The sequence below is a fragment of the Microcella sp. genome (assembly GCF_030645145.1).
Lineage (GTDB): Bacteria > Actinomycetota > Actinomycetes > Actinomycetales > Microbacteriaceae > Microcella.
This window is the reverse complement of the sequence record NZ_JAUSMI010000050.1, coordinates 13,403-34,673: the sequence shown is the minus strand read 5'-3', so window position 1 is coordinate 34,673 and position 21,271 is coordinate 13,403. Positions and strand designations below refer to the sequence as shown.

Here is a 21,271-nt window from a genome sequence, read left to right as displayed (position 1 = left end):
CCGGCGAACCGGAAGCCCTCCAGCGCCGTGAACTCGACCTCGTAGCTGCCCGACTCAGATCCGTCGTCGATGACCTCGAAGGTCGCGTTGACGCCGGAGATGTTCTCCAGGTCCACGCTCGCCCCCAGCTCGCAGGTCGGGTCGATGAGCGGAACGCTCGCCGACGCCTCCTCGCAGAGCAGCGGGTCACGATCGGCCAGCTCGCCCGAGACCGTCAGCGTCAGCTGGTCACCGGGGAACCGGTAACCCTCCAGCGCCGTGAACTCGACCTCGTAGCTGCCCGACTCCGTGCCGTCATCGACGACCACGAACGTGGCGTTCTCCGCGTCGATGCCCGCGACATCCAGGCTCGCGCCGAGCTCGCAGGTCGGGTCGATGACGGGAACCACGTAGGTCGGCTCGAGGCACAGCTCGGGGTCGCGGTCGGCGACATCGAGCGTGACGGTGAGCGTCTTGGAGAACGTCATCTCCCCGTCGACCTCGATCACGAACACGGTCGCGCCGGTCGCGAGGAACTCGATCGAGACGGTGTGGGTCTCCGGGTCGAACATCGGCTCGCCCCACAGAACGCCGGCATCGGCGACGATGATCGGGTTCTCCCAGTCCTCGCCGACCTCGCACGTGGCGGGCGGGAGGGTGAAGGAGGCCTCGACGACGATGCACAGGCGCTCGTCCTTGGGGTCGAGCGTTCCGGTCACGGTCAGCGTCTTCTGGTCACCGGTGAACCGGTAGCCGTCGTTCGCCGTGAACAGCACCTCGTACGTGCCGTCCGTCGAGCCATCGTCGATGACCTCGAAGGTGGCGTTCGTACCGGCGATGTTCTCCAGGTCGACGCTCGCCCCCTGCTCGCAGGTCGGGTCGATGATCGGGACCGAGCCCGTCGCCTCAAGGCACAGCAGCGGGTCGCGGTCAGCGAGCTCGCCCGAGATCGTCAGCGTCGTCTGGTCGCCGGCGAACCGGAAGCCCTCCAGCGCCGTGAACTCGACCTCGTAGCTGCCCGACTCAGATCCGTCGTCGATGACCTCGAAGGTCGCGTTGACGCCGGAGATGTTCTCCAGGTCCACGCTCGCACCGAGCTCGCACGTCGGGTCGATCAGCGGAACCGTGCCGGTCGCCTCCTCGCAGAGCAGCGGGTCACGATCGGCCAGCTCGCCCGAGACCGTCAGCGTCAGCTGGTCACCGGGGAACCGGTAGCCCTCGTCCGCCGTGAACTCGACCTCGTACGTGCCCGAGACGGAGCCATCATCGATGACCTCGAAGGTCGCGCCGATCGCGTCGATGCCGCCCTCGTCGAGGCTCTCGCCGAGCTCGCAGGTGGCGGGGTTGATCGGCACCTCGACCGTCGCCTCCTCGCAGAGGCTCGGGTCGCGGTCGGCGACGTCCAGCGTCACCGCCAGCGTCTTCGAGAAGGTCGGCTCGCCATCCACGTCGATGACGAAGATGTTCGCGCCGGTCGCGAGGAACGTGATCGAGACCGTTCCGGTCGCCTCGTCGTACATGGGCGCGCCAGGAACGACGCCGGCGTCGGCGACGATGATCGGGTTCGCCCAGTCCTCGCCGACCTCGCACGTGGCGGGCGGGAGGGTGAAGGTGGCTGTGACCACGAGGCACAGGCGCTCGTCGTTGGGGTCGAGCGTGCCGGTGTAGGTCAGCGTCTTCCGGTCGGGTGAGACGCCGTCGCCGACGGCGAAGAGCGCGTCGCCGACCGCGGTGAAGACGACCGTGTACTCCTTGCCCACGACGTCGGCCGAGGTCAGCGTCGCGTTGACGGTCTGGAAGGCACCCTCGTCGAGCTGCTCGTCGTCGTTGCAGGTGGGATCGATGAACGCGATCGACGCGGTCGCGACCGGGCAGAGAGTCAGGTCCGGCGGGTCGAGCGTTCCTGTATAGGTCAGCGTCGTGCGATCCAGCGACACGTTCTCACCGGCGGCGAACAGCGAACCGGGGGTCGCCGTGAACACCACGGTGTAGACGCCGTCGACGACGCCCGAGGACGTCAGGGTCGCACCGGTGGCCTGGTAGCCGCTTTCGTTCAGCTGCTCACTCGTGGTGCAGGTCGGAGCGGTGAAGTCGATGGAGGCCGTGGCGACCGCGCACTTGGTCAGATCAACGCCGCCCAGCGTGCCCGTGAAGGTCAGTGTCGTGCGGTCATCCGAGACGCCGGTGCCGGCTGCGAAGAGGTATCCCTCGTCAGCGGTGAAGACCACGGTGTACGTGCTGCCCTCGACGACGAAGGACGTGAGCGTCGCGCCGGTCGCCGCGAATCCGTCGGTGTTCAGCTGCTGGCCCGTGAGGCACGTGGCGTCGGTGAAGGCGATGGATGCGGTCGCGAGGTCGGCGCAGAGCACCGGATCGACGGGGTCGATGACGGCCACCGGATCGTAGAACTCGTCATCGAGGATCGCCGGTGAGACGGCGGTCGGTGTCACCGTGTACGTGCGGGGAGGCAGGTTGGTCAGCTGGTCGTTCGGGATGACCACCCCCGAGGAGTTCGTGACGACGTAGATGATCCACTGCGAGGTGGCAAGAGTGATGGATCCGCCGCTTTCGCACGTCTGATCCGTGACCGTGTACCCCGGGATGGGGAGCTGCGGACGCGGACAGTCCTGAAGGGTCGGAGGGACCGGGAAGGTCGCGGTGTAGCCGAGAGAGTACGAGCGGCTCTGGCTGTCCGCGAAGTACCCGGTGCCGGTCACGGGGTCGAAGCCGCTGTTGCTGTCGATGGTGCTGACACTCACCTCGATGGGGTTCTTCCCCGCCTTGTACTTCTCGTTGACACCGGGGGTGCCTGAGTACTTACAGACCCAGACCTTGGTGTCTTCCTGAGGGGGTGCCGCGGTGGCCGCGCTCGCTCCGCCGGCGGCCATGCCGAGGGCGAGGAGGGTGGCGGTCGCAGCGGCAAGAATGCGCGTGCGCAACATGGTGTGCTCCTGGGGGTCGGAGCCGAGCGAACCAGCGGACTGGTACCGCTCAGTGTTCGGGTAATCAGAGGTCGCACGGCCGAGCTCGGGGATATCTCGGACGTGCGTTCGGTCATCGTCGGGGAACGGTGACCGGCGGGTGATCGGTGGTTCGGGTTCTTCGGGTGATCCGGGTTCTTCAGGTGGTTCGTCGGTGTGATGGAAAGAGAAGGAGCGAGACCGGGGCGACGACGCGTTTTCGGGTCGCATCGCCGCCCCGGCCCCGCAGGGCCGGGTACTAGCCCTGGATTCGGACAGCCTCCCGGCGACGAGCGACCACGAGACCGGTACCGGCCATCATGATCAGGATCGCAACGACCCCCAGACCGCCCAGCGCGTTGGACGCACCGGTCAGAGCCAGGGTCGGCAGGCAGTCATCCGCAGCCTCGAAGACGAGGTTCCAGAGGGTCTGCTGCGCCGGGTTGCTCCAGCCGAAGCCGGTCGGGAACTCCTCGCTGGCGGGCTCGAGGCTCGCAACGATGCTCGGAGTCGACCCGACGGCCGCCGTGTACTTCGTGTTGCCGGCCACCACGACGCCGTCGACGGTCCAGATCACTCCGGGCTCGTTCGTCAGCGTGTAGCTGCCGGGGTTGCCGAGGCAGTCCGCCTGCGTCCACGTCACCGACGCGGTCGTCACGGGCGCCGTGGGCAGGCAGTCCTCGTCGAACGCGTAGGTGTACTCGAACGGCTCGTAGCCCTCATCGAGCGCGTAGCCCTCGTCGGCCGTGGCGATGACGACGATCTCGTCGAACGGGTCTGCGCCGAAGGTCGCGGTGTCCTCGCCCTCCTCGAACGAGACGCCCATCGGGAGGCTGCCGTTGACGGACACGGCGTAGGAGACGCCTTCGACCGCGGTGATCGTGTACGACTGCTCGAAGCAGTCATCCACCACGGTGACCGGCGGGACGACGACGACCTCGTCCTCGCAGAGCTCGGTGTTGGGGCCGGCGAGCGTTCCCTCGAAGACAAGGACCGTGCCGCCCTCCTCGACCGTGCGGGTGAAGCCGTTGTGGTCCGCGGTGCTGAAGTCACCCTCGAGCTCCTGGAAGAACTGCGTGTCCTCGCCGATGGTCTCGAAGACGACGAGGAAGTCGCCGTTCTCCTCGACCTCGAGGATGGTCAGCTCAGCCAGCTCCGGGTCGTAGATGAAGTTCTCCGGGTCGAGCTGCTCGCGGTCGTCGCAGGTCGGGTCGATGAACGCGAGGAACGCGTCCGTGATCGGCAGTACGGATCCGCACTCGCCCTCGAAGGCATCGACGACCGCCTGGTCGCTGTAGCCCTCGAGCCCGAGCTCGACGTCGCCGACCGGTGACGGCGTGACCGTGTAGGTGCCCGGGGCGAGGTCCGTGAGGTCCTCGACGACGTTGTCGTCGGCGTCGGTCACGATGTACGAGATCGTCCCGCCCTTGGTGTCGAGCGTGATCGATCCGCCCTGGAGGAGGATGCCGCTGACGCAGGTCTCATCGACAACGGTGAAGGAGGGAATGACGACCTCGGCTTCGGAGCATTCACCGTCGAACGGAGCGACGACGGCCTGGTCGTCGTATCCCTCGAGGTCGAGGACGGCATCGCCCACCGCGGTCGGGGTCACGGTGTACGTCCCGGGAGCGAGGTTCGTGAGGTCAGTGACCTCCGTGCCCTCGGCGTCGGTCACGACAAAGGTGATCGTGCCCTCGCTCGAGTCGAGCGAGATCGATCCGCCGACGAGCGCCGACCCAGTCGGGCAGCTCTCGGCCGTGACGCTGAAGGCCGGCGTGACGACGATCGGCTCCTCGTCACATTCGCCCTCTGCTGGCCCTGCGACGGTCACCGTGAAGGGTGATGAGTTGGGTGACAGGTCGAAGTTGTCCTCCGGGACAGCCGTGATCACGTAGTCCGCGGGCGCGAACCCGGAACCGGTGTCGCCGGGCTGGTAGGACTGTTCGCCGATCCGGTACTCGGCGATGCCGGCGTTGTCCGCGAAGGTGATGCTTCCCGTGCTCACTTCACACGTAGCGGGAGAGGTGGTGGCGCCGGGGGTGGCGTCGGGGAAGTCGGGGCGAGGACACTCATTGATGTCTGGTTCGTCGCCTTGACCGCCACCGCGGGCGTCGGAGTATCCAATCGCGTAAGAGCGACCCTGTCCATCCGAGAACCAGCCCGTGCCGGACGCGACATCCCAGCCGTCGTCCTGAATGGCGTTGACGCTGACTTCGATCGGATTGTTCTGGCCCGGTCCGGCGACCTGCAGCCGCTCGTCCACGCCCGGTGTGCCGACGTACTTGCACACCCAGACCTTCTTCTCGGATTCCGGCGTGGACTGAGACATCCCGGAGTTTCCGGGAGCAGCGAGCGCCGGGCTTGCGCCGCCCGCGGCCATGCCGAGGGCGAGGAGGGCGGCGGTCGCCGCGGCAAGAATGCGCGTGCGCATCATGAAGAGCTCCTGGGGGGGTCGGAGCCGAGCGCACCAGCGGGCCGGCAGCGCTCAGTGTTCGGGTTTTCGGGTATCGCGCGATCGGGATCGGGGGAGACCACGGTCGAGCGTTCGGCCGTCGTCGGGGAACGACGACCGTCGGGTGTTCGGGTACAGCGGGTACTGCAGGTATTCGGAACAGTACGACTCTGAGACCGATTCGCTCGACGGGGTAGTCAAGGAATCGCCAGGTGTGTACTCTCCCAGCCTGCGCGAATCGACGAACGTCGGGTGAGCCGATTCCGCAGGCGAGCCCGACGATATTCCCCGCGGAGTGACGAAAGCAAGACTGGACCGTTCCGTCTACCCCTCAACGGGGGTACGAGCAATGCTCAGGCGGCGCGATGGGGCCGAGAGCGGGTCAGTGCACGAACTCCAGGAGGTCGAGCCCGAAGACCCGCAGGGCGTCGAGCACGCGCAGCCGGCTCGCCAGGTCGCGCTCCTCGAACTGCACCGAGACGGCGTAGGCGAGGCCGCCGCGCGGCCCGCGCAGGATGCCCGACTCCGACCGCACGCCCGCATCGCACCCCGTCTTGTTGACCATCCACGTGCTGTGCTCGACCCCGCGGTGCGCGAGCGGGTCGCGGCCGAACGCGCTCGCGACCATCGAGAGGTCGGTGTTGAGCGAGAGCCAGCCGAGCACGCGCTGGCTCGTCGTCGGGTCGATGATGTGGCCATGGGCGAGGGCGTAGAAGAGCCACGCGAGCTCCGCGGTCGAGCCGACGGAGAGCTGGGGCGCGTCATCCGGCCCACGGCTCTCGCGGACGACGTCGAGCAGGGCGGTGCGCACGAGGCCGAGCGACTCCGTGCGCGCGCGCACGGCATCCAGCCCGATATGACGGAGGAGCGCATTGGTCGCCACGTTGTCGCTCGTCGAGCCGACGAGCGCGGCGAGATCGGAGAGCGGGAGGGCCGGCGCCTGCAGGTACTGCCAGAGCCCCGAGTCGGCCACCGAATCCTGCATCGAGCGATCGACGATCGAGAACTCCGACAGCGATCGGTCGGTCATGCGCGCGCTCACCTCGATGAGCAGGAGGATCTTGCCGATCGACGCGGTCGGCAGCACGATGCGCTCGTCGACGGCGAAGACGCTCTGCCCCGACTGCAGATCCACCGCCGCGACCGAGACGCGCGCGCCCTCGTACGCGAGGGCGCCGAGCGCGCGGAAGGAGGGGCGGAACGAGGGCGACCGCTCGAGGGCCCGACGCCGCGCTGAGACCGGAGCCGCCAGGCGGGCGCTCCGGTCGCGCAGCATCGGGGTCGTCACCAAATGGTCACGCGCTCCTTCTCGTCCAGCCACAGGGCATCGTCGGGGGTGACCGAGAAGGCCTCGTAGAACGCTCCGATGTTACGCACGATCTGGTTGCACCGGAACTCGTTCGGCGAATGCGGGTCGATCGACAGCAGGCGCAGGGCCTCCTCCGGGCGGATCGCGATCTGCCAGGCCTGCGCCCACGAGAGGAAGAACCGCTGCGCCCCCGTCAGCCCGTCGATCACGGGCGGCTCCTCGCCGCCGAGCGAGAGCAGGTACGCCTTCCACGCGATGCCGAGCCCGCCGAGGTCGCCGATGTTCTCGCCGATCGTGAGCGAGCCGTTGACGTGGTGGTCGGGCGCCTCGCGCGGCGAGAGGGCGTCGTACTGCGCGATGAGCGAGCCGGTGCGCTCCTCGAAGGCGGCGCGGTCGGCCTCCGTCCACCAGTCGATGAGGCGGCCGTCGCCGTCGTAGCGCGAGCCCTGGTCGTCGAACCCGTGCCCGATCTCGTGGCCGATGACCGCGCCGATCGCGCCGTAGTTGGCCGCGGCATCCCGCCCCGCATCGAAGAAGGGGAACTGCAGGATCGCCGCCGGGAACACGATCTCGTTGAATCCCGGGTTGTAGTACGCGTTCACGGTCTGCGGCGTCATGAACCACTCGTCGCGGTCGATCGGCCGGCCGATCTTGCCGAGCTCGCGGTGGAACTCGAACTCCCCTGCCGCCCGGACGTTCGCCACGAGGTCGTCGGCGACGACCTCGAGCGACGAGTAGTCGCGCCACTTCACCGGGTAGCCGATCTTCGGCGTGAACTTCGACAGCTTGTCGAGGGCGCGCTCGCGGGTCTCCGCGGTCATCCACTCGAGCTCGGTGATCGACTGCCGGTACGCCTCGATGAGGCTCGCGATGAGCTCGTCCATCGCGGCCTTCGCCTCCGGCGGGTAGTGCCGCTCGACGTAGACCGCGCCGACGGCCTCGCCCATCGAGCCCTCGACGAAGCTCACACCGCGCTTCCAGCGGGCGCGCTGCTCGGGGGTGCCGGTGAGGGTGCGGCCGTAGAAGTCGAACGTCGCGTCGACGAAGTCGCGCGAGAGGTACGACGCCATCGAGCGGATGACCGACCAGCGCAGCCAGTCCGTCCACTCCTCGAGGGGGCGGTCCGCGATCGCGGCCGCGAGCCCGGCATGGAACGAGGGCTGGCGCAGCACGACCTCGGCGAGCTGCTGCTCGGTGATGCCGAACGCGTCGCGCCAGCGGGCGAGGTCGAGGCCCGGCGCCTCCGACTCCCACTCGGCCCACGTGCGCAGGTTGTAGGTGGCCTGGCTGTCGCGATTGCGCACCTTGTCCCAGTGGTGGCTCGCGAGGTGCGTCTCGAGGGCCATGATGCGCGCCGCGCGCTCGGCGGGGGCGTCGATGCCGGCGAGGGCGAGCATCCGCTCGAGGTGGGCGAGGTAGGCGGCGCGCGTGGCGGCGTGGGCGTCCTCGCGGTAGTACGACTCGTCGGGGAGGCCGAGCCCGCCCTGCTCGACGAAGACGAGGTAGCGCTCGGGGTCACCGGGGTCGTTGTCGACGACGAGCTGCACGAACCCGCGCGCGCCCTCGCGCTCGAGGCGTCCGATCTCGCTCAGCAGGGCATCCCTGTCGGCGATCGCGTCGACAGCGGCGAGGTGCGGAGCGAGCGGGGCCGCGCCGAGCGCCTCGATGCGCTCCTCGTCCATGAAGCTCGCGTAGAGGTCGCCGACCTTGCGCTCGAGCGTGCCCGGCTCGGCCGCCTGCGCCTCGATGATGATGTCGCGAACGGCCTTCTCGGCCTCCTCGGCGAGCACCATGAAGCTGCCGTAGCGCGCCTTGTCGGCGGGGATCGGCGTGCGCGCGAGCCACGCGGCGTTGACGTGGCGGTACAGGTCGTCCTGCGGGCGGATGCTCGGGTCGAGGTCGTCGCGGAGGATCCCGCTGCCGAGAGAGGGGGTACGGGCGTCGTCGGTCACCCGACCGACTCTAATCAGGGCGCGGGCCTGTTCGCCTGCGCATCCCCCGAGGGTCGCGCGCCGCGCGAGAGCACGAGCGCCGCGGCGAGCGCGCCGAGGGCGACGATCGCGAGCACGGCGGTCGCGGCGGCGGGCCCCGCGGCCGACCCGACGAGGCCAGCGATCGGGTAGGTCACGGCGTACCAGGCGTGCGAGCTCGAGAACCGCGCGGCGAAGACGGCCGGCCGGTCGTCGGGCTCGACCTCGCGTCGGATGATGCGGGCGCTCGGCGTGCTGATCGCCGAGCTCGCGGCGCCGAGCACGAACCACAGCGCGATGACGAGCGGCAGCGTGAGCGCCCCCGTCACGGCGAGCGACGCGGTCGCCGCGAGCGCGACGGGCACGACGGACGCGCCGGTCGCCATGACCGTGCGGTCGCTGACGCGGTCGAGGATGCGCGGCAGCACCAGCGCCACCGCGATCGATCCGACGCCGAACGCCACGAGCGCCACGGCGAGCGGCCCCGACGGGTCGTCGACGTCGGCGGCGCCGATGACGACGAGCAGCACGACCGTCGTCACGAGCACCGTGGCGTAGACCGTGGCCGTGACCGCGTCGAGCACGGCGAGGAACCGCACCGCGGGCATCCGGGCCATGAGGCGCAGGCCGCGCGTAAGGCGCGACGAGAACGGCTCGCCCGCCGCGCCGGCGCGCTGGCTGATGCGCGAGAGCGCCACGGCGAGCGCCGAGACCGCGAAGCCCGCGGCCGTCACGGCGAAGAGTGCATTGGGCGGAAGGACGAGGACGAGCACCGCGGCGATCACGGGGCTCAGGAGCGACTCGAGGTCGTAGGCGAGACGCGAGAGCGACTGCGCGGTCGTGTAGTCGCGCTCGTCGGGCAGCACCTCCGGGATGACCGCCTGGTACGTCGGCGTGAAGACCGCCGACGCCGACTGCAGCAGCAGGATCGCGAGGTAGATGTGCCACGCCTCCGTCGCGAGGACGAGACCGATCGCGATGACGACGCGCGCCGCATCCGCCCCGATGAGGACGGCCCGGCTCGACCGGCCCGCGACGAGCGCGCTCGCGATCGGCGACACGACGACGTAGGCCGCGATGCGGATCGTGAGCGCAATGCCGATGATCTGCGCGGCGTCCTCCCCCGCGATGCGGACGGCGACGAGCGCGAGCGCGACGGTGAGCACGCCCGTGCCGACGAGCGAGGCGACCTGCGAGGCGAAGAGGGCGGCGAAGCGCCGGTGGCGGAGGACCCCGAGCATGATCAGCGCTCCCCGTGGTGGCGCGGGCTGTCCGAGACGGCGTGCTCGGCCTGGCGGAGCGCCTCGAGCACGAGTCGCCGGGCGTGCTCGTCGCGCAGACGGTAGAAGGCGCGGTTGCCCTCCTGCCTGACGGTCACGAGCCGGGCGAGCCGGAGCTTCGCGAGGTGCTGCGATACGGCGGCGGGCGAGCGATCGACGATGTCGGCGATGTGGTTCACCGAGAGCTCGTCGACATCGAGGGCGAGGATGATCCGGACGCGCGTGGGATCGGCCAGGAGGCCGAAGAGCTCGGCGACGACGTCGACGAGCGGGGAGGACGGGTCGAGCTCGTCCTCATGCGTATCTGCATGCATACGCAGATACTAAGGCACGGCGAGCGGGCGCTGCGCACGGCCCTAGCGTTGACCCGTGCGCCCCCGGCTGCGAGCGATCGACCGCGACATCCTGCGCCTCGCCGTGCCCTCGCTCGGAGCCCTCGTCGCCGAGCCGCTGTTCGTCCTCACCGACACGGCGATGGTCGGCTATCTGGGGGCGGATGCCCTCGCCGGGCTCGGCGTCGCCTCGACGGTGCTCCAGACGGCGATCGGCCTCCTCGTCTTCCTCGCCTACGCCACGACCCCGGCCGTCGCGCGCCGGCTGGGAGCCGGCGACCGGGCCGGCGCGCACGCCGCGGGCGTCGACGGGCTCTGGCTCGCGCTCGGCATCGGCCTCGTGCTGCTCGTCGTGCTGCTGCCGACCTCGCCCGCGATCGTCGGCGCCTTCGGGGCGGCCGCCCCGGTCGAGGCCGCGGCGCTCGAGTACCTCGGCATCGCCTGGTGGGGCGTGCCCGGCATGCTGCTCGTCCTCGCGGCGACGGGCGTGCTGCGCGGCCTGCACGACGCGCGCACGCCGCTCGTCGTCGCGGCGTGGGGCTTCGGCGCGAACATCGTCCTCAACGCCCTCCTCATCTACGGCGCGGGCCTCGGCGTCGCGGGCTCGGCGCTCGGCACGGTCATCGCGCAGTGGGCGATGGCGGCGGTGCTCGTCGGGGTCGTCGTGCGGGGCGCCCGCGCGGAGGGCGCCGAGCTGCGACCGGGGCCCGCGGGCCTGCGGGCCGCGATGGCCGCGGGCTCGTGGCTGCTGCTGCGCACCGTCTCTCTGCGTATCGCCCTCGTCGCGACCGTGCTCGTCGCGACGAGCCTCGGCACCGTCGAGCTCGCCGCGACGCACGTCTGGTTCGCCGTCTACAGCCTCCTCGCGCTCGCCCTCGACGCGCTCGCGATCGCCGGGCAGGCGCTCGTCGGCCACGGACTCGGCGCGTCCGACGTCGATCGCGTGCACCGCATCACCCGCCGCCTCGTCGGATGGGGCGTGCTCGTCGGCGCGGCCCTCGCCGTGCTCGTGGCCGCGTCGGCGCCGCTGGTCCCGATCCTCGTGACCTCCGACGAGCGGGTGCGGGATGCCCTCCCCCTCGTCCTGCTGATCCTCGCGGTCGGCTTGCCGCTCGCCGGGCTCGTGTTCGTGCTCGACGGCGTCCTCATCGGAGCCGGTGACGGGCGCTACCTCGCCGTCACGGGCATCCTCAATCTGCTCGTCTACCTCGTGCTGCTCGTGCTCGCCGCGGGCGCGGGGCTGCCGGCGCTGCTCGCGGCGTTCACCTTCGGGTACCTCGGGGCGCGCGCGGGGACGCTCGGGGCTCGGGCGCGCGGAGAGCGGTGGATCGTGACGGGGGCCCGCTAGCCGTTCTCGGCGGAGGGTCGTCGGGCATGACGTCGCCGGGCATGAAGAAGGCGGGCGCCCGACCCTGAGGTCGAACGCCCGCCGGGGCAGTCGCGGCCACCTGGAGGCCGCGGCTGTCGTGGGGGGCTTGGTTAGCGGAACGCGTCCTTGACGTCGTCGCCGGCCTGCTTGAGGTTCGCGGCGGTCTGGTCGGCGCGTCCCTCGGCCTCGAGGCGCTCGTTGTCGGTCGCCTTGCCGACGCCCTCCTTGATCTTGCCGCCGAGCTCTTCGCCCTTGTGCTTCGCTTCGCTGTTCATCGTCGGATCCCTTCGTCGCGATGGACCTCTGACGGTGCCAGGTCGACCGCGGGCGCGTCACGGGGTTGACTTCCTGCGCGTCCAGTGGGCGCTCAGGATTCGCGGCGGGGAGGCTCAGGCCGGGCCGGGAGGGGCCGTGGTGTCGCCGATGCGGAGCTCGGTCGTGAACGCGACGTTCTCGACCGGCTCGCCAGCGAGCGCCGCGAGCGCGAGCCGAGCCGCGGCGCGACCCTTCTCGACGCTCGGCTGCACGACGGTCGTCAGTCGGTGCCGGCTGAGGCCGTCGATGCGGGCGCCATCGAAGCCCGCGACGCTGATGTCCTCCGGGACGCGCAGGCCGCGCTCCTCGACGGCCTGGATCGCGCCGAGCGCCAGGAGGTCGCTCTGTCCGACGATGGCGGTGAGGCCGGGCTCGGCGTCGAGGAGCGCCCGGGCGGCGATGAGCCCCTCCTCGATAAGACTGCCCGCGGCGACCTCGGCGGGAGCATCCGGGAACACATCGCGCACACCGGACAGCCTCTCGAGGCCCGTGTAGGCGACGGAGGAGTCCTGCCAGACCTGCGTGAGCGGGCCGCGGGTGTGATCGCGATCCATCGGGAGGGTGATGACGGCGACGCGCTCGTGGCCGAGCTCGGCGAGGTGCTCGGCGAGGCGGCGCATGCCCGCGCGATTGTCGATGTCGACCATGGGCAGCCCCTGGCGCGGTTCGGCCTCGACGCCGATGAGCGGCACCTGGCGCTGGCTCAGCACCCGGACCGCGGGGTCGAGGTCGGTGCTGCAGCCGAGCAGGAGAGCGGCATCCATCGGGGCGTCGCGCAGGCCGCCCTCGGCGCGCTCGAGGCTGTCGGTCAGCAGCAGGAGGCTGTAGCCGGCGTTGCCGATCTCGTCGGCGATGCCGTCCAAGAGGGTCACGACCATGGGGTCGCGGAAGGCGACGCGGATGCGGTCCTCCATGACGACGGCGATGATGCCGCTGCGGCCGGTGCGGAGGCTGCGGGCGCGCGGATCGGGCCCGCCGTAGTCGAGCTCGCGGGCCGCGGCGAGCACGCGCTCGCGGGTCTCGTCGGCGACGGGGCCCGCGCCGCTGAAGGCGAGGCTCGCGGTCGAGGCGCTCACTCCGGCGCGCGCGGCGACCTGCGCGAGGGTCGCCCTCGTGCCGTCGCCTGGGGGGTTTGCCGGGGTCGCCATCGGCTGTTAGCGTAGTCGAACTCGGGTGTCGAATCGATTCGATCGATGGATGCTCGGGGCGCGGTCGCGCGAACTCCGCCCCCGCGCCTCCCCTCGCCTCGCCACCCCCCTCGTTCCGAAAGGTTCCGCGTGAGCTCGCCGACCACCGCTCCCCGCCTCGCGCCCTGGCGCTTCGCCGTCTTCGCGGTCTTCGCGCTCAGCGGCATCACCATGGCGACCTGGGTCGCGCGCACGCCCGCCATCCGCGACGCGCTCGACGTGCGGACGGACGAGTTCGGCATCCTCATCTTCGGCATGGCCGCCGGGTCGATCGTCGGCCTGCTCGGGTCGAGCCACATCATCGCCCGCCTCGGCACGCGCCGGGTCATCCTGCTCGGCATCATCGCGACCTCGGTCGCGCTCATCGGTCTCGGCATCGGCGCCCAGACGCTCGGCAGCTACGCGTTCGTGCTCGGCTCGCTCATCGTGTTCGGGGCGGGCGCGGGCATCACCGACGTCGCCATGAACGTCGAGGGCGCGGGGGTCGAGCAGGCCCAGGGCCGCGCGATCATGCCGTGGTTCCACGCGTCCTGGAGCATCGGCACCGTCATCGGCGCGGCCGCCGCAGCCGGGGTCGCCGACCTCGGCATCGGCGTCGACTGGCACGCCGGCGTCGTCGGGGTGCTGCTCATCGTCGCCGTCCTGTTCGTCGTGCGGCTGCTGCCGCGGGACGAGGTGCTTCCCGGCCTCGACGATGACGGGCCGGGGCCGCAGCGCACCACGTGGCAGGAGCGCCTGTCCATCTGGCGCGAGCCGCGCATCCTGCTCATCGGCCTCATCGTGCTCGGCATGGCCTTCGCGGAGGGGTCGGCGAACGACTGGCTCGCTCTCGCCGTCGTCGACGGCCGCGGCGTCGACGAGGCGACCGGAGCCCTCGCGTTCGGCATCTTCGCCGTCGCGATGACGACCGGCCGCATCGCCGGAGTGTGGGTGCTCGACCGCTTCGGCCGCGTGCCGGTGCTGCGCGGGTCGGCCGTGCTCGCCGCCGCCGGGCTCGCCGTCGTCATCACCGTCGAGCAGCCGGTCATCGCCGCGCTCGGCATCTTCGCCTGGGGGCTCGGTTCGTCGCTCGGCTTCCCCGTCGGGATGTCGGCCGCCGCCGACGACCCGCGCCGGGCCGCGGCCGCCGTCGCCGCCGTCGCGACGGTCGGGTACTTCGCCTTCCTCGTCGGGCCGCCCGTCATCGGGTTCCTCGGCGAGCAGATCGGGCTGCTCAATGCGCTGTGGGTCGTGCTCGTGCTCATCCTCGTCGCGGCGGTCGCGTCGGGCGCGGCGCGCGAGCGCGGGGCTTCGGCGGGTGGGGCCGGCGCGAGTGAACCTGCTGCCGAGTCGCGCGAGGCGAACGCGGGCTGAGCTCCTCCGCGGTACTTCCCCCACGGTGCACAACTCAGGAAGGCCACCGCCCCCGCTCCCCTGATCTCAGGGTTCTTGCGCCCGCGCGAGCCGTCGGTTCCTGAGTTGTGCGACCACCACAGCGCGAGCGGGCCCCGCCGTTGCCGAATGCAGTCACCAACGGCCCTGACGTCGCTGTTTACAGGGCGACCGCGCCCACCACGCACGCCTGTGCCTGCATTCGGCATCGGAGCGGCGGCAGGATGAGCGCATGAGCTCACCGACCTCGCCGCTCGCCGCCTCCCCGCCCGCCGCCTCACACCCCGGCGCACCCCTCCCCGCCTCGCTCGACCTCGCCGGCCGCACGGCGCTCGTCACCGGGTGCGGCTCGGCCGAGGGCATCGGCTTCGCCACGGCCCGCGAGCTCGCGCAGCGCGGCGCCCGCGTCGTCATGACCGCGACGACCGAGCGCATCGAGCAGCGGGCGCAGGAGCTGCGGGACGCGGGGCACGACGCCGCCGGCGTCGTCGCGCGGCTCGAGACCGAGAGTGCGGCGCACGCCGCGATCGAGGCGTTGCGCGCGCTGGGCGCCGAGCCGGACATCCTCGTCAACAACGCCGGCATGGTCGCGGTCGGCGAGGAGTTCCCGCGCGGCGACATCGGCATGAGCCTCGACGAGTGGCGCAGCGCGGTCGACGTGAACCTGACGAGCGTGTTCCTCGTGACGCGAGCCGTCATCGGGCGGATGCGCGAGTGCGGGTGGGGCCGCATCGTCACCGTCGCGAGCACGACCGGGGCGTTGCAGGCGGCGCGCGACGACCTCGGGTACGCGACCGCGAAGGCCGGGGTGCTGGGCTTGACGCGGGGGCTCGCGGTCGACGAGGCGCGGCACGGGATCACCGTGAACGCGGTCGCTCCCGGGTGGATCGCGACGGCGTCGCAGCTGGAGCAGGAGGCCGTCGAGGGCGGGCTCGTCCCGCTCGGGCGCAGCGGTCGGCCCGACGAGGTCGCGAGCGCGATCGCGTGGCTCGCCTCCCCCGGCGCGAGCTACATCACCGGGCAGCTCATCGTCGTCGACGGCGGCAATTCGGTGGCCGAGGAGCGCCGCCCCGGGCTGTGGGGATGAGCCGCACGCGCCGCGCTTAGACTCGACCCTCGTGCGCCTCGTGATCGCCCGCTGCTCCGTCGACTACGCCGGGCGCCTCAGCGCGCACCTGCCGCTCGCGACGCGCCTGCTCATCCACAAGAACGACGGCAGCCTGCTCGTGCACTCCGACGGGGGCTCGTACAAGCCGCTCAACTGGATGAGCCCGCCGTGCACCCTCGCCGTCGAGGAGCCCGACGACGACCAGCGCGAGGCCGGCGTCATCGAGCTGTGGCGCGTGACGCACGCGAAGACTGCCGACATGCTCGTCGTGAGCGTGCACGAGGTGCTGCACGAGACGGCGCACGACCTCGGTCTCGACCCCGGCCTGCAGAAGGACGGCGTCGAAGCGCACCTGCAGAAGCTCCTCGCCGAGCAGATCGACCTGCTGGGCCCCGGCCACGCGCTCGTGCGCCGCGAGTACATGACGGCGATCGGGCCGGTCGACATCCTCGCGCGCGACGCCGAGGGAGGGTCGGTCGCGGTCGAGATCAAGCGCCGCGGCGGCATCGACGGCGTCGAGCAGCTCACCCGCTACCTCGAGCTCATGAACCGCGACCCGCTCCTCGCCCCCGTCGCCGGCGTCTTCGCCGCGCAGGAGATCGCCCCGCAGGCGCGGACGCTCGCCGAGGATCGCGGGATCCGCTGCCTGCTGCTCGACTACGACGCGATGCGCGGGCTCGACGACGGGGTTCCGCGGCTGTTCTGAGCGCCGCCCCGTAGGCTCGGGCCGATGACTTCCGCAGCCGACGCCCCCCGCCCGCCGTTCTCGGCGATCCTCCTCGACCTTGACGGCACGATCACCGACTCGGCGCCCGGCATCACCGACACGCTCGCCTACACCTACGAGCAGCTCGGGATGCCCGTGCCGGCATACGAGGAGCTCCTGCGCTGGGTAGGCCCGCCGATCATGGACTCCTTCCGAGACCTCGCCGGAATGGACCAGCCGACCGCCGAGCGCGCGCTCGAGATCTACCGCGCCCGCTACCTCGACCGCGGCGCCTACGACTCGGCCCTCTACCCCGGCATGGGCCTGCTCGTGCAGGACATCGCCGAGGCGGGCATCCCGCTCAGTCTCGCGACCTCGAAGCCCGAGCTGCCGGCGACGCTCATGCTCGAGCACTTCACGATCGCCCACTGCTTCACCGTCATCACCGGGGCCTCGGCCGACGAGACCCGCAGCGAGAAGGCCGACGTCGTCGAGGAGGCCCTGCGCCGGCTCGAGGGCTTCGGCGTCGACCTGACGAACGTCGTGATGGTCGGCGACCGCATCCACGACATCGAGGGCGCGGCCGAGCACGGCGTGCCGACGATCGCGGTGGAATGGGGCTATGGCACGGATGCCGAGCGCGCGCATGCGGCGCTCGTCGCGTCGACGACGGACGAGCTGCGATCGCTGCTCGGGCTGCCCGCCGCGGTCGAGCCCGCCGCCTGAGCCGCGCCGCTGAGGCCGCGGCCGCAGGCGCACCGCAGGGCACCCCGCTACCGCGCGAGGCGCTCGACGATCGCGCCGAAGAGCCACGGCATCGCACGTGCGGCCGGCACGATCGCCGGGCGGGCGGGCGAGCTCGCGAGGCGCACGAGCCCCTCGGTCAGCAGTCGGAAGTCGCGCGTCGACCGCGCCCACGCCCGCTCGTAGGCCGGCAGGTCGTCGCGCGCCAGGCAGTCAGCGAGCGCCTCGGCCTGCGCGAAGCCGACGCGCATCCCCTCGCCTGTGATCGCGTCGACGTAGCCGGAGGCGTCGCCCACGAGGGCGATGCGCCCGGTCGAGCGCGAGAGGGTGCGCTGGCGGAGGGCGCCCGCGCCGCGCAGCTCGGAGGCGACGTCGACGCCCGCGAGCCGCTCGCGCAGCCCGGGGTGCGCGGCGATCGCGGCCTCGAGGTCGACGCCCTTCGGGCCGAGCACCGCCACGCCCACGGTCGTGTCGTCGACGGGCGTGACGTAGAGCTCCCAGTCGGGGCCGTAGGTCACCTCGACGACGTCGCTCCACGGAGCGATCGCGTAGTGGCGCCGCAGGCCGAACCTCTTCATGCCGCGATCGGCATCTCCGAGTCCGGCCTCGCTGCGCACGCGCGAGTGCAGACCGTCGGCGCCCACGAGCCACCGCGCCCGCAGCCCGTTGACCGAGACCCCGAGGTCGTCGTGCACGAAGTGCTCGACCTTCTCGGGTCGCAGCTCGAGCCCGCGCGCCGCGACCGCCGCCCGCAGGCTCGCGCTCAGCGCGGTGCGGCGCACGCCGCGTCCCTCTCGGGAGCGGTAGCGATGCGTGACCGCGCCCCGGGCATCCTCGTACCGTATGCCTCTGATCGCATGGCCCGGCGGGTCGACGTCGAGGCGGTGCAGCGCGGCGAGCCCACCTGGCATGATGCCCTCGCCGCACGCCTTGTCGATCTCGCCCGTCCGCGGTTCGAGCACGACGGCGTGCAGGCCGCGGCGCTCGAGCTCGAGCGCGAGGACGAGCCCGACCGGGCCGCCGCCCGCGATGACGACGTCGACGTCGGCCGCAGTCATGACGCCGTGCGCAGCGCCGCGAGCGCGCGGTTCTCGACGGGGATGCGGAAGCCGAGCAGCAGCACGGTATTGAGCACCGTGAAGACGAGCGCGGTCACCCACGCGGTGTGGACGAGCGGCAGCGCGATGCCCTCGATCGCGACGATCCAGTAGTTGGGGTGGCGCAGCCAGGCGAAGCGGTACGGGCCGCGCGTGACTCGGGTCGCGCCCGGCACGACGATGACGCGCGTGTTCCACTGCTCGCCGAGCGACGCGATGACCCAGTAGCGGCCAGCCTGGCAGAGCAGCGCGATGACGAGCATGGGCCAGCCGAGCGCACCGATGAACGGACGGTCGAGCAGCACGACCTCGGCGACGCACGCGACGAGCAGCCCGGTGTGGAGGAGCACCATCCAGGGGAAGTGCCGCTGGCCGTGCTCGACCCCGCCGCGCGCGAAGGCCGCGGCCGCATGGCGCTTCGAGATGACGAGCTCGACGAGGCGCTCGACGCCGGTCGCGAGCACGAGCAGCGAGTACAGGATGACGCTCATGACCACTCCAGGAGGACGAGCTCGGCGGTGACGCCGGGGCCAAGGGCGAAGAGCACGGCGCGCGTGCCCGCGGTCTGGTCGCCGACCGCGGCGAGCACGTGCAGCACGGCGGCCGACGAGAGGTTGCCGGTGCGCGCCATGACTTCCCACGAGGTGTCGAGCGCGGCGGGTGGCAGGTTCAGCGCCGCCGTGAACGATTCGAGGATGCGCGGGCCGCCCGGGTGGGCGATCCACCGATCGACGTCCGAGCGCCCGATCCCGGCCTCCGCGAGCAGTGCGTCGACCCCCGCGGCGAAGTGCCCGTCGATGAGGGCCGGAACGCCCGCGGCGAGCATGAGCGTGAACCCGGTCGACCCGATCTGCCAGCCGATCATCTCGGAGCTGTCGGGGTACAGAGCGCTGCGGCTGCCGATCACGCGCGGCCTGCTCGCTCCGGCGGCGACGGCCGCGGGGTGCGCGTCGCCCGTCATGACGACCGCGGCGGCCCCGTCGCCGAAGATGCCGGTGCCGACGACGTTGGCCATCGACTGATCCGACCACTGCAGCGTCAGCGAGCACAGCTCGACGCTCACGAGAAGTGCGACCCCGGTGGGATGCCCGGCCAGGTAGTCGGAGACGCGCGCGATCCCGGCGGCGCCGGCGACGCATCCGAGCCCGAAGCTCGGCACGCGCTTCAGGTCGGAGCGGAACCCGAGCGACGTCGCGAGCATCGCGTCGAGGGAGGGGGCCTGCACGCCCGTGACGGTCGTGAAGAAGAGGTGGTCGACATCCTCCACCCGCAAGCCCGACTCGCGCAGCGCGATGCTCACCGCCCGTTCGACGAGCGGCAGAGCGAGCTCGATGAAGAGCGCGTTGGTCTCGCTGAACGAGTCGAGTTCGGCGTACCGCGAGAGCGGCAGCGCGAGGTGCCGCGTTTTGATGCCGCTCGCGGCATGCACCCGCTCGAGCACCGAGCGCGCCGCGCGGTCGCCGGTGAGGCGCGCGCCGAGCTCTGCCGTGATCTCGTGCTGCTCGTGCACGTTCTCAGGCAGCACGGGCGCGACGGCGAGGATCCGAGACATGCGCGCATCATTCCACGGTCGGCTTTGCGGGCGTACAGCCGCGAAAGACTAGGGCTTCGTCGCCTGCGGGTCGCTGATTCCGATGTACTGCGTCTCGAGATACTCCTCGATCCCCTCGAATCCGCCCTCGCGCCCCAGCCCCGATTGCTTGACGCCTCCGAACGGTGCCGCGGGGTTGGAGATCACTCCCGCATTGAGACCGAGCATCCCGACCTCGAGCTCCTCGGCGATGCGAAGTCCTCGATCGAGGTCGCGCGTGAAAACGTACGCAACGAGCCCGTACTCGGTCGCGTTCGCCAGCGAGATCGCCTCATCCTCCGTCGAGAACGTGACGATCGGGGCGACAGGGCCAAAGATCTCCTCACGCAGGATCCCGGAATGGGCGGGCACATCGACGAGCACCGTCGGCGGGTAGAAGTAGCCGGGGCCGTCGAGGGGCGCGCCGCCGAGCGCGACCCGGGCGCCCTCCGACACAGCTCCGTCGACCAGCTGCTGGACCTTATGGCGAGTGGCGGCGTCGACGAGCGGGCCGATACGAGAGGCAGCGTCCGTTCCCCGACCAACGGTGTGGGCACTCATCCGTTCGACGAGTCGCGCCGTGAACTCCTCCGCGATGGCCTCGTGCACGATGAAGCGATTGGCGGCCGTGCATGCCTCACCGCCGTTGCGCAGCTTGGCGAGCATCGCGCCATCGACCGCCTGATCGAGGTCGGCGTCATCGAAAACGATGAGCGGGGCATTGCCGCCGAGCTCCATGGAGACGCGCAGCACCTGGGGTGCCGCGTCGGCGATGAGTCGTCGGCCCACCTCGGTGGAGCCGGTGAACGAGAGTTTGCGCAAACGACTGTCCGCGATGAGCGGCCCGGTGACGGCGCCCGCCCGCGTGGTCGGGATGACGTTGACGACTCCCGCGGGGATGCCCGCCTCATGCAGCACGTCGGCGAAGAGGAGTGCCGTGAGCGGCGTGAGCGCCGCGGGCTTGAGAACCGAGGTGCACCCGGCCGCGAGCGCGGGCGCGATCTTCCTCGTCGCCATCGCGAGGGGGAAGTTCCACGGCGTGATGAACAGGCTGGGCCCCACGGGTCGCTTCGTGACGAGCAGTCGGTTGCGCCCGTCCGGGGCGGTCGAGTACCGGCCCGAGATGCGCACGGCCTCCTCCGAGAACCAGCGCAGGAACTCCGCGCCGTACGCGACCTCTCCGCGCGACTCGGCGAGCGTCTTGCCCATCTCCAACGTCATCACGAGCGCGAAGTCGTCGGCGCGCTCGGTGACGAGCTCGAACGCGCGCCGCAGAAGCTCGGCTCGCTCGCGCGGGGGCGTGCGGCTCCACGCTCGCTGCGCCTCGTGGGCGGCGGCGAGCGCCGCCTCGCCGTCCTCCGGTGAGGCATCAGCGACGCTCGCGATCGGCTCGCCGGTCGAGGGGTCGATGACGTCGAAGCGGGCGCCGGTGGAGGCGGAGCGCCATCCGCCTCCCACATAGAGGTCGGTCGGGATGCGGGCCAGGAGTTCGTTCTCGGTCGTCATGGTCTCTCGAGTGGTG

Annotated in this window: 17 protein-coding genes; 5 read left to right on the top strand and 12 right to left on the bottom strand. The window is 71.3% G+C overall.

Going from position 1 to position 21,271, the window contains the following annotated elements:
- The 6 genes from Q7T15_RS02910 to Q7T15_RS02885 all read right to left on the bottom strand — a co-directional run.
- On the bottom strand, positions 1–2,921 hold a 2,921-nt coding region (locus tag Q7T15_RS02910; protein ID WP_304693107.1), incomplete at its 3' end, for a hypothetical protein.
- Positions 2,922–3,198: 277 nt separating this feature from the next.
- Complete coding sequence (locus tag Q7T15_RS02905) at positions 3,199–5,373, bottom strand: collagen binding domain-containing protein (RefSeq protein WP_304693105.1); 2,175 nt, start codon at positions 5,371–5,373, stop codon at positions 3,199–3,201.
- A gap of 400 nt (positions 5,374–5,773) precedes the next feature.
- Positions 5,774–6,679, bottom strand: coding sequence for a serine hydrolase (locus Q7T15_RS02900; RefSeq protein ID WP_304693103.1), 906 nt, complete (start codon positions 6,677–6,679; stop codon positions 5,774–5,776).
- Positions 6,676–8,652 (bottom strand): M13 family metallopeptidase, encoded by a 1,977-nt coding sequence (locus Q7T15_RS02895; protein WP_304693101.1) that lies wholly within the window; start codon positions 8,650–8,652, stop codon positions 6,676–6,678. The genes Q7T15_RS02900 and Q7T15_RS02895 overlap by 4 nt, the downstream gene beginning before the upstream one ends.
- Positions 8,653–8,666: 14 nt before the next feature.
- Positions 8,667–9,911 (bottom strand): MFS transporter, encoded by a 1,245-nt coding sequence (locus Q7T15_RS02890; protein ID WP_304693099.1) that lies wholly within the window; start codon positions 9,909–9,911, stop codon positions 8,667–8,669.
- Positions 9,912–9,913: 2 nt separating this feature from the next.
- The gene (locus tag Q7T15_RS02885) at positions 9,914–10,264 is read right to left on the bottom strand and encodes a metalloregulator ArsR/SmtB family transcription factor (RefSeq protein WP_304693097.1); all 351 of its coding nucleotides are present in this window, start codon (positions 10,262–10,264) and stop codon (positions 9,914–9,916) included.
- A gap of 55 nt (positions 10,265–10,319) precedes the next feature.
- Between Q7T15_RS02885 and Q7T15_RS02880 the strand changes: the two genes are divergently transcribed.
- Complete coding sequence (locus Q7T15_RS02880; RefSeq protein WP_304693095.1) at positions 10,320–11,630, top strand: MATE family efflux transporter; 1,311 nt, start codon at positions 10,320–10,322, stop codon at positions 11,628–11,630.
- Between the two features lie 131 nt (positions 11,631–11,761).
- Here the strand turns inward: Q7T15_RS02880 and Q7T15_RS02875 are convergent, their stop codons facing one another.
- Positions 11,762–11,926: a CsbD family protein gene (locus tag Q7T15_RS02875; RefSeq protein ID WP_304693093.1), complete on the bottom strand. Its 165-nt coding sequence runs from the start codon at positions 11,924–11,926 to the stop codon at positions 11,762–11,764.
- Between the two features lie 114 nt (positions 11,927–12,040).
- Positions 12,041–13,114: a LacI family DNA-binding transcriptional regulator gene (locus Q7T15_RS02870; RefSeq protein ID WP_304693091.1), complete on the bottom strand. Its 1,074-nt coding sequence runs from the start codon at positions 13,112–13,114 to the stop codon at positions 12,041–12,043.
- A 129-nt stretch (positions 13,115–13,243) separates the two neighbouring features.
- Here Q7T15_RS02870 and Q7T15_RS02865 point away from each other — a divergent pair, with 129 nt between their 5' ends.
- The 4 genes from Q7T15_RS02865 (at position 13,244) to Q7T15_RS02850 (ending at position 17,064) form a co-directional block, all read left to right on the top strand.
- Positions 13,244–14,506: an MFS transporter gene (locus Q7T15_RS02865; RefSeq protein ID WP_304693089.1), complete on the top strand. Its 1,263-nt coding sequence runs from the start codon at positions 13,244–13,246 to the stop codon at positions 14,504–14,506.
- 250 nt (positions 14,507–14,756) lie between these two features.
- Positions 14,757–15,611 carry an SDR family NAD(P)-dependent oxidoreductase gene (locus Q7T15_RS02860; RefSeq protein WP_304693087.1) on the top strand — a complete coding sequence of 285 codons (855 nt, stop codon included), beginning with the start codon at positions 14,757–14,759 and terminating at the stop codon, positions 15,609–15,611.
- 31 nt (positions 15,612–15,642) lie between these two features.
- Complete coding sequence (nucS, locus tag Q7T15_RS02855; RefSeq protein ID WP_304693085.1) at positions 15,643–16,338, top strand: endonuclease NucS; 696 nt, start codon at positions 15,643–15,645, stop codon at positions 16,336–16,338.
- Positions 16,339–16,362: 24 nt separating this feature from the next.
- On the top strand, positions 16,363–17,064 hold the full coding sequence (locus tag Q7T15_RS02850; RefSeq protein ID WP_304693083.1) for an HAD hydrolase-like protein: 702 nt from the start codon (positions 16,363–16,365) through the stop codon (positions 17,062–17,064).
- Positions 17,065–17,111: 47 nt separating this feature from the next.
- Here Q7T15_RS02850 and Q7T15_RS02845 read toward each other — a convergent pair whose 3' ends face one another.
- The 4 genes from Q7T15_RS02845 to Q7T15_RS02830 are packed head-to-tail and all read right to left on the bottom strand — an operon-like array spanning position 17,112 to position 21,255.
- A complete protein-coding gene (locus Q7T15_RS02845) occupies positions 17,112–18,140 on the bottom strand; it encodes an NAD(P)/FAD-dependent oxidoreductase (protein ID WP_304693081.1) in 1,029 nt (342 codons plus the stop codon).
- Positions 18,137–18,670, bottom strand: coding sequence for an isoprenylcysteine carboxyl methyltransferase family protein (locus tag Q7T15_RS02840; protein WP_304693079.1), 534 nt, complete (start codon positions 18,668–18,670; stop codon positions 18,137–18,139). The genes Q7T15_RS02845 and Q7T15_RS02840 overlap by 4 nt, the downstream gene beginning before the upstream one ends.
- Positions 18,667–19,731, bottom strand: coding sequence for a type III polyketide synthase (locus Q7T15_RS02835; RefSeq protein WP_304693077.1), 1,065 nt, complete (start codon positions 19,729–19,731; stop codon positions 18,667–18,669). The genes Q7T15_RS02840 and Q7T15_RS02835 overlap by 4 nt, the downstream gene beginning before the upstream one ends.
- 48 nt (positions 19,732–19,779) lie before the next feature.
- Positions 19,780–21,255 (bottom strand): NAD-dependent succinate-semialdehyde dehydrogenase, encoded by a 1,476-nt coding sequence (locus tag Q7T15_RS02830; RefSeq protein WP_304693075.1) that lies wholly within the window; start codon positions 21,253–21,255, stop codon positions 19,780–19,782.
- Positions 21,256–21,271 lie beyond the last annotated feature (16 nt).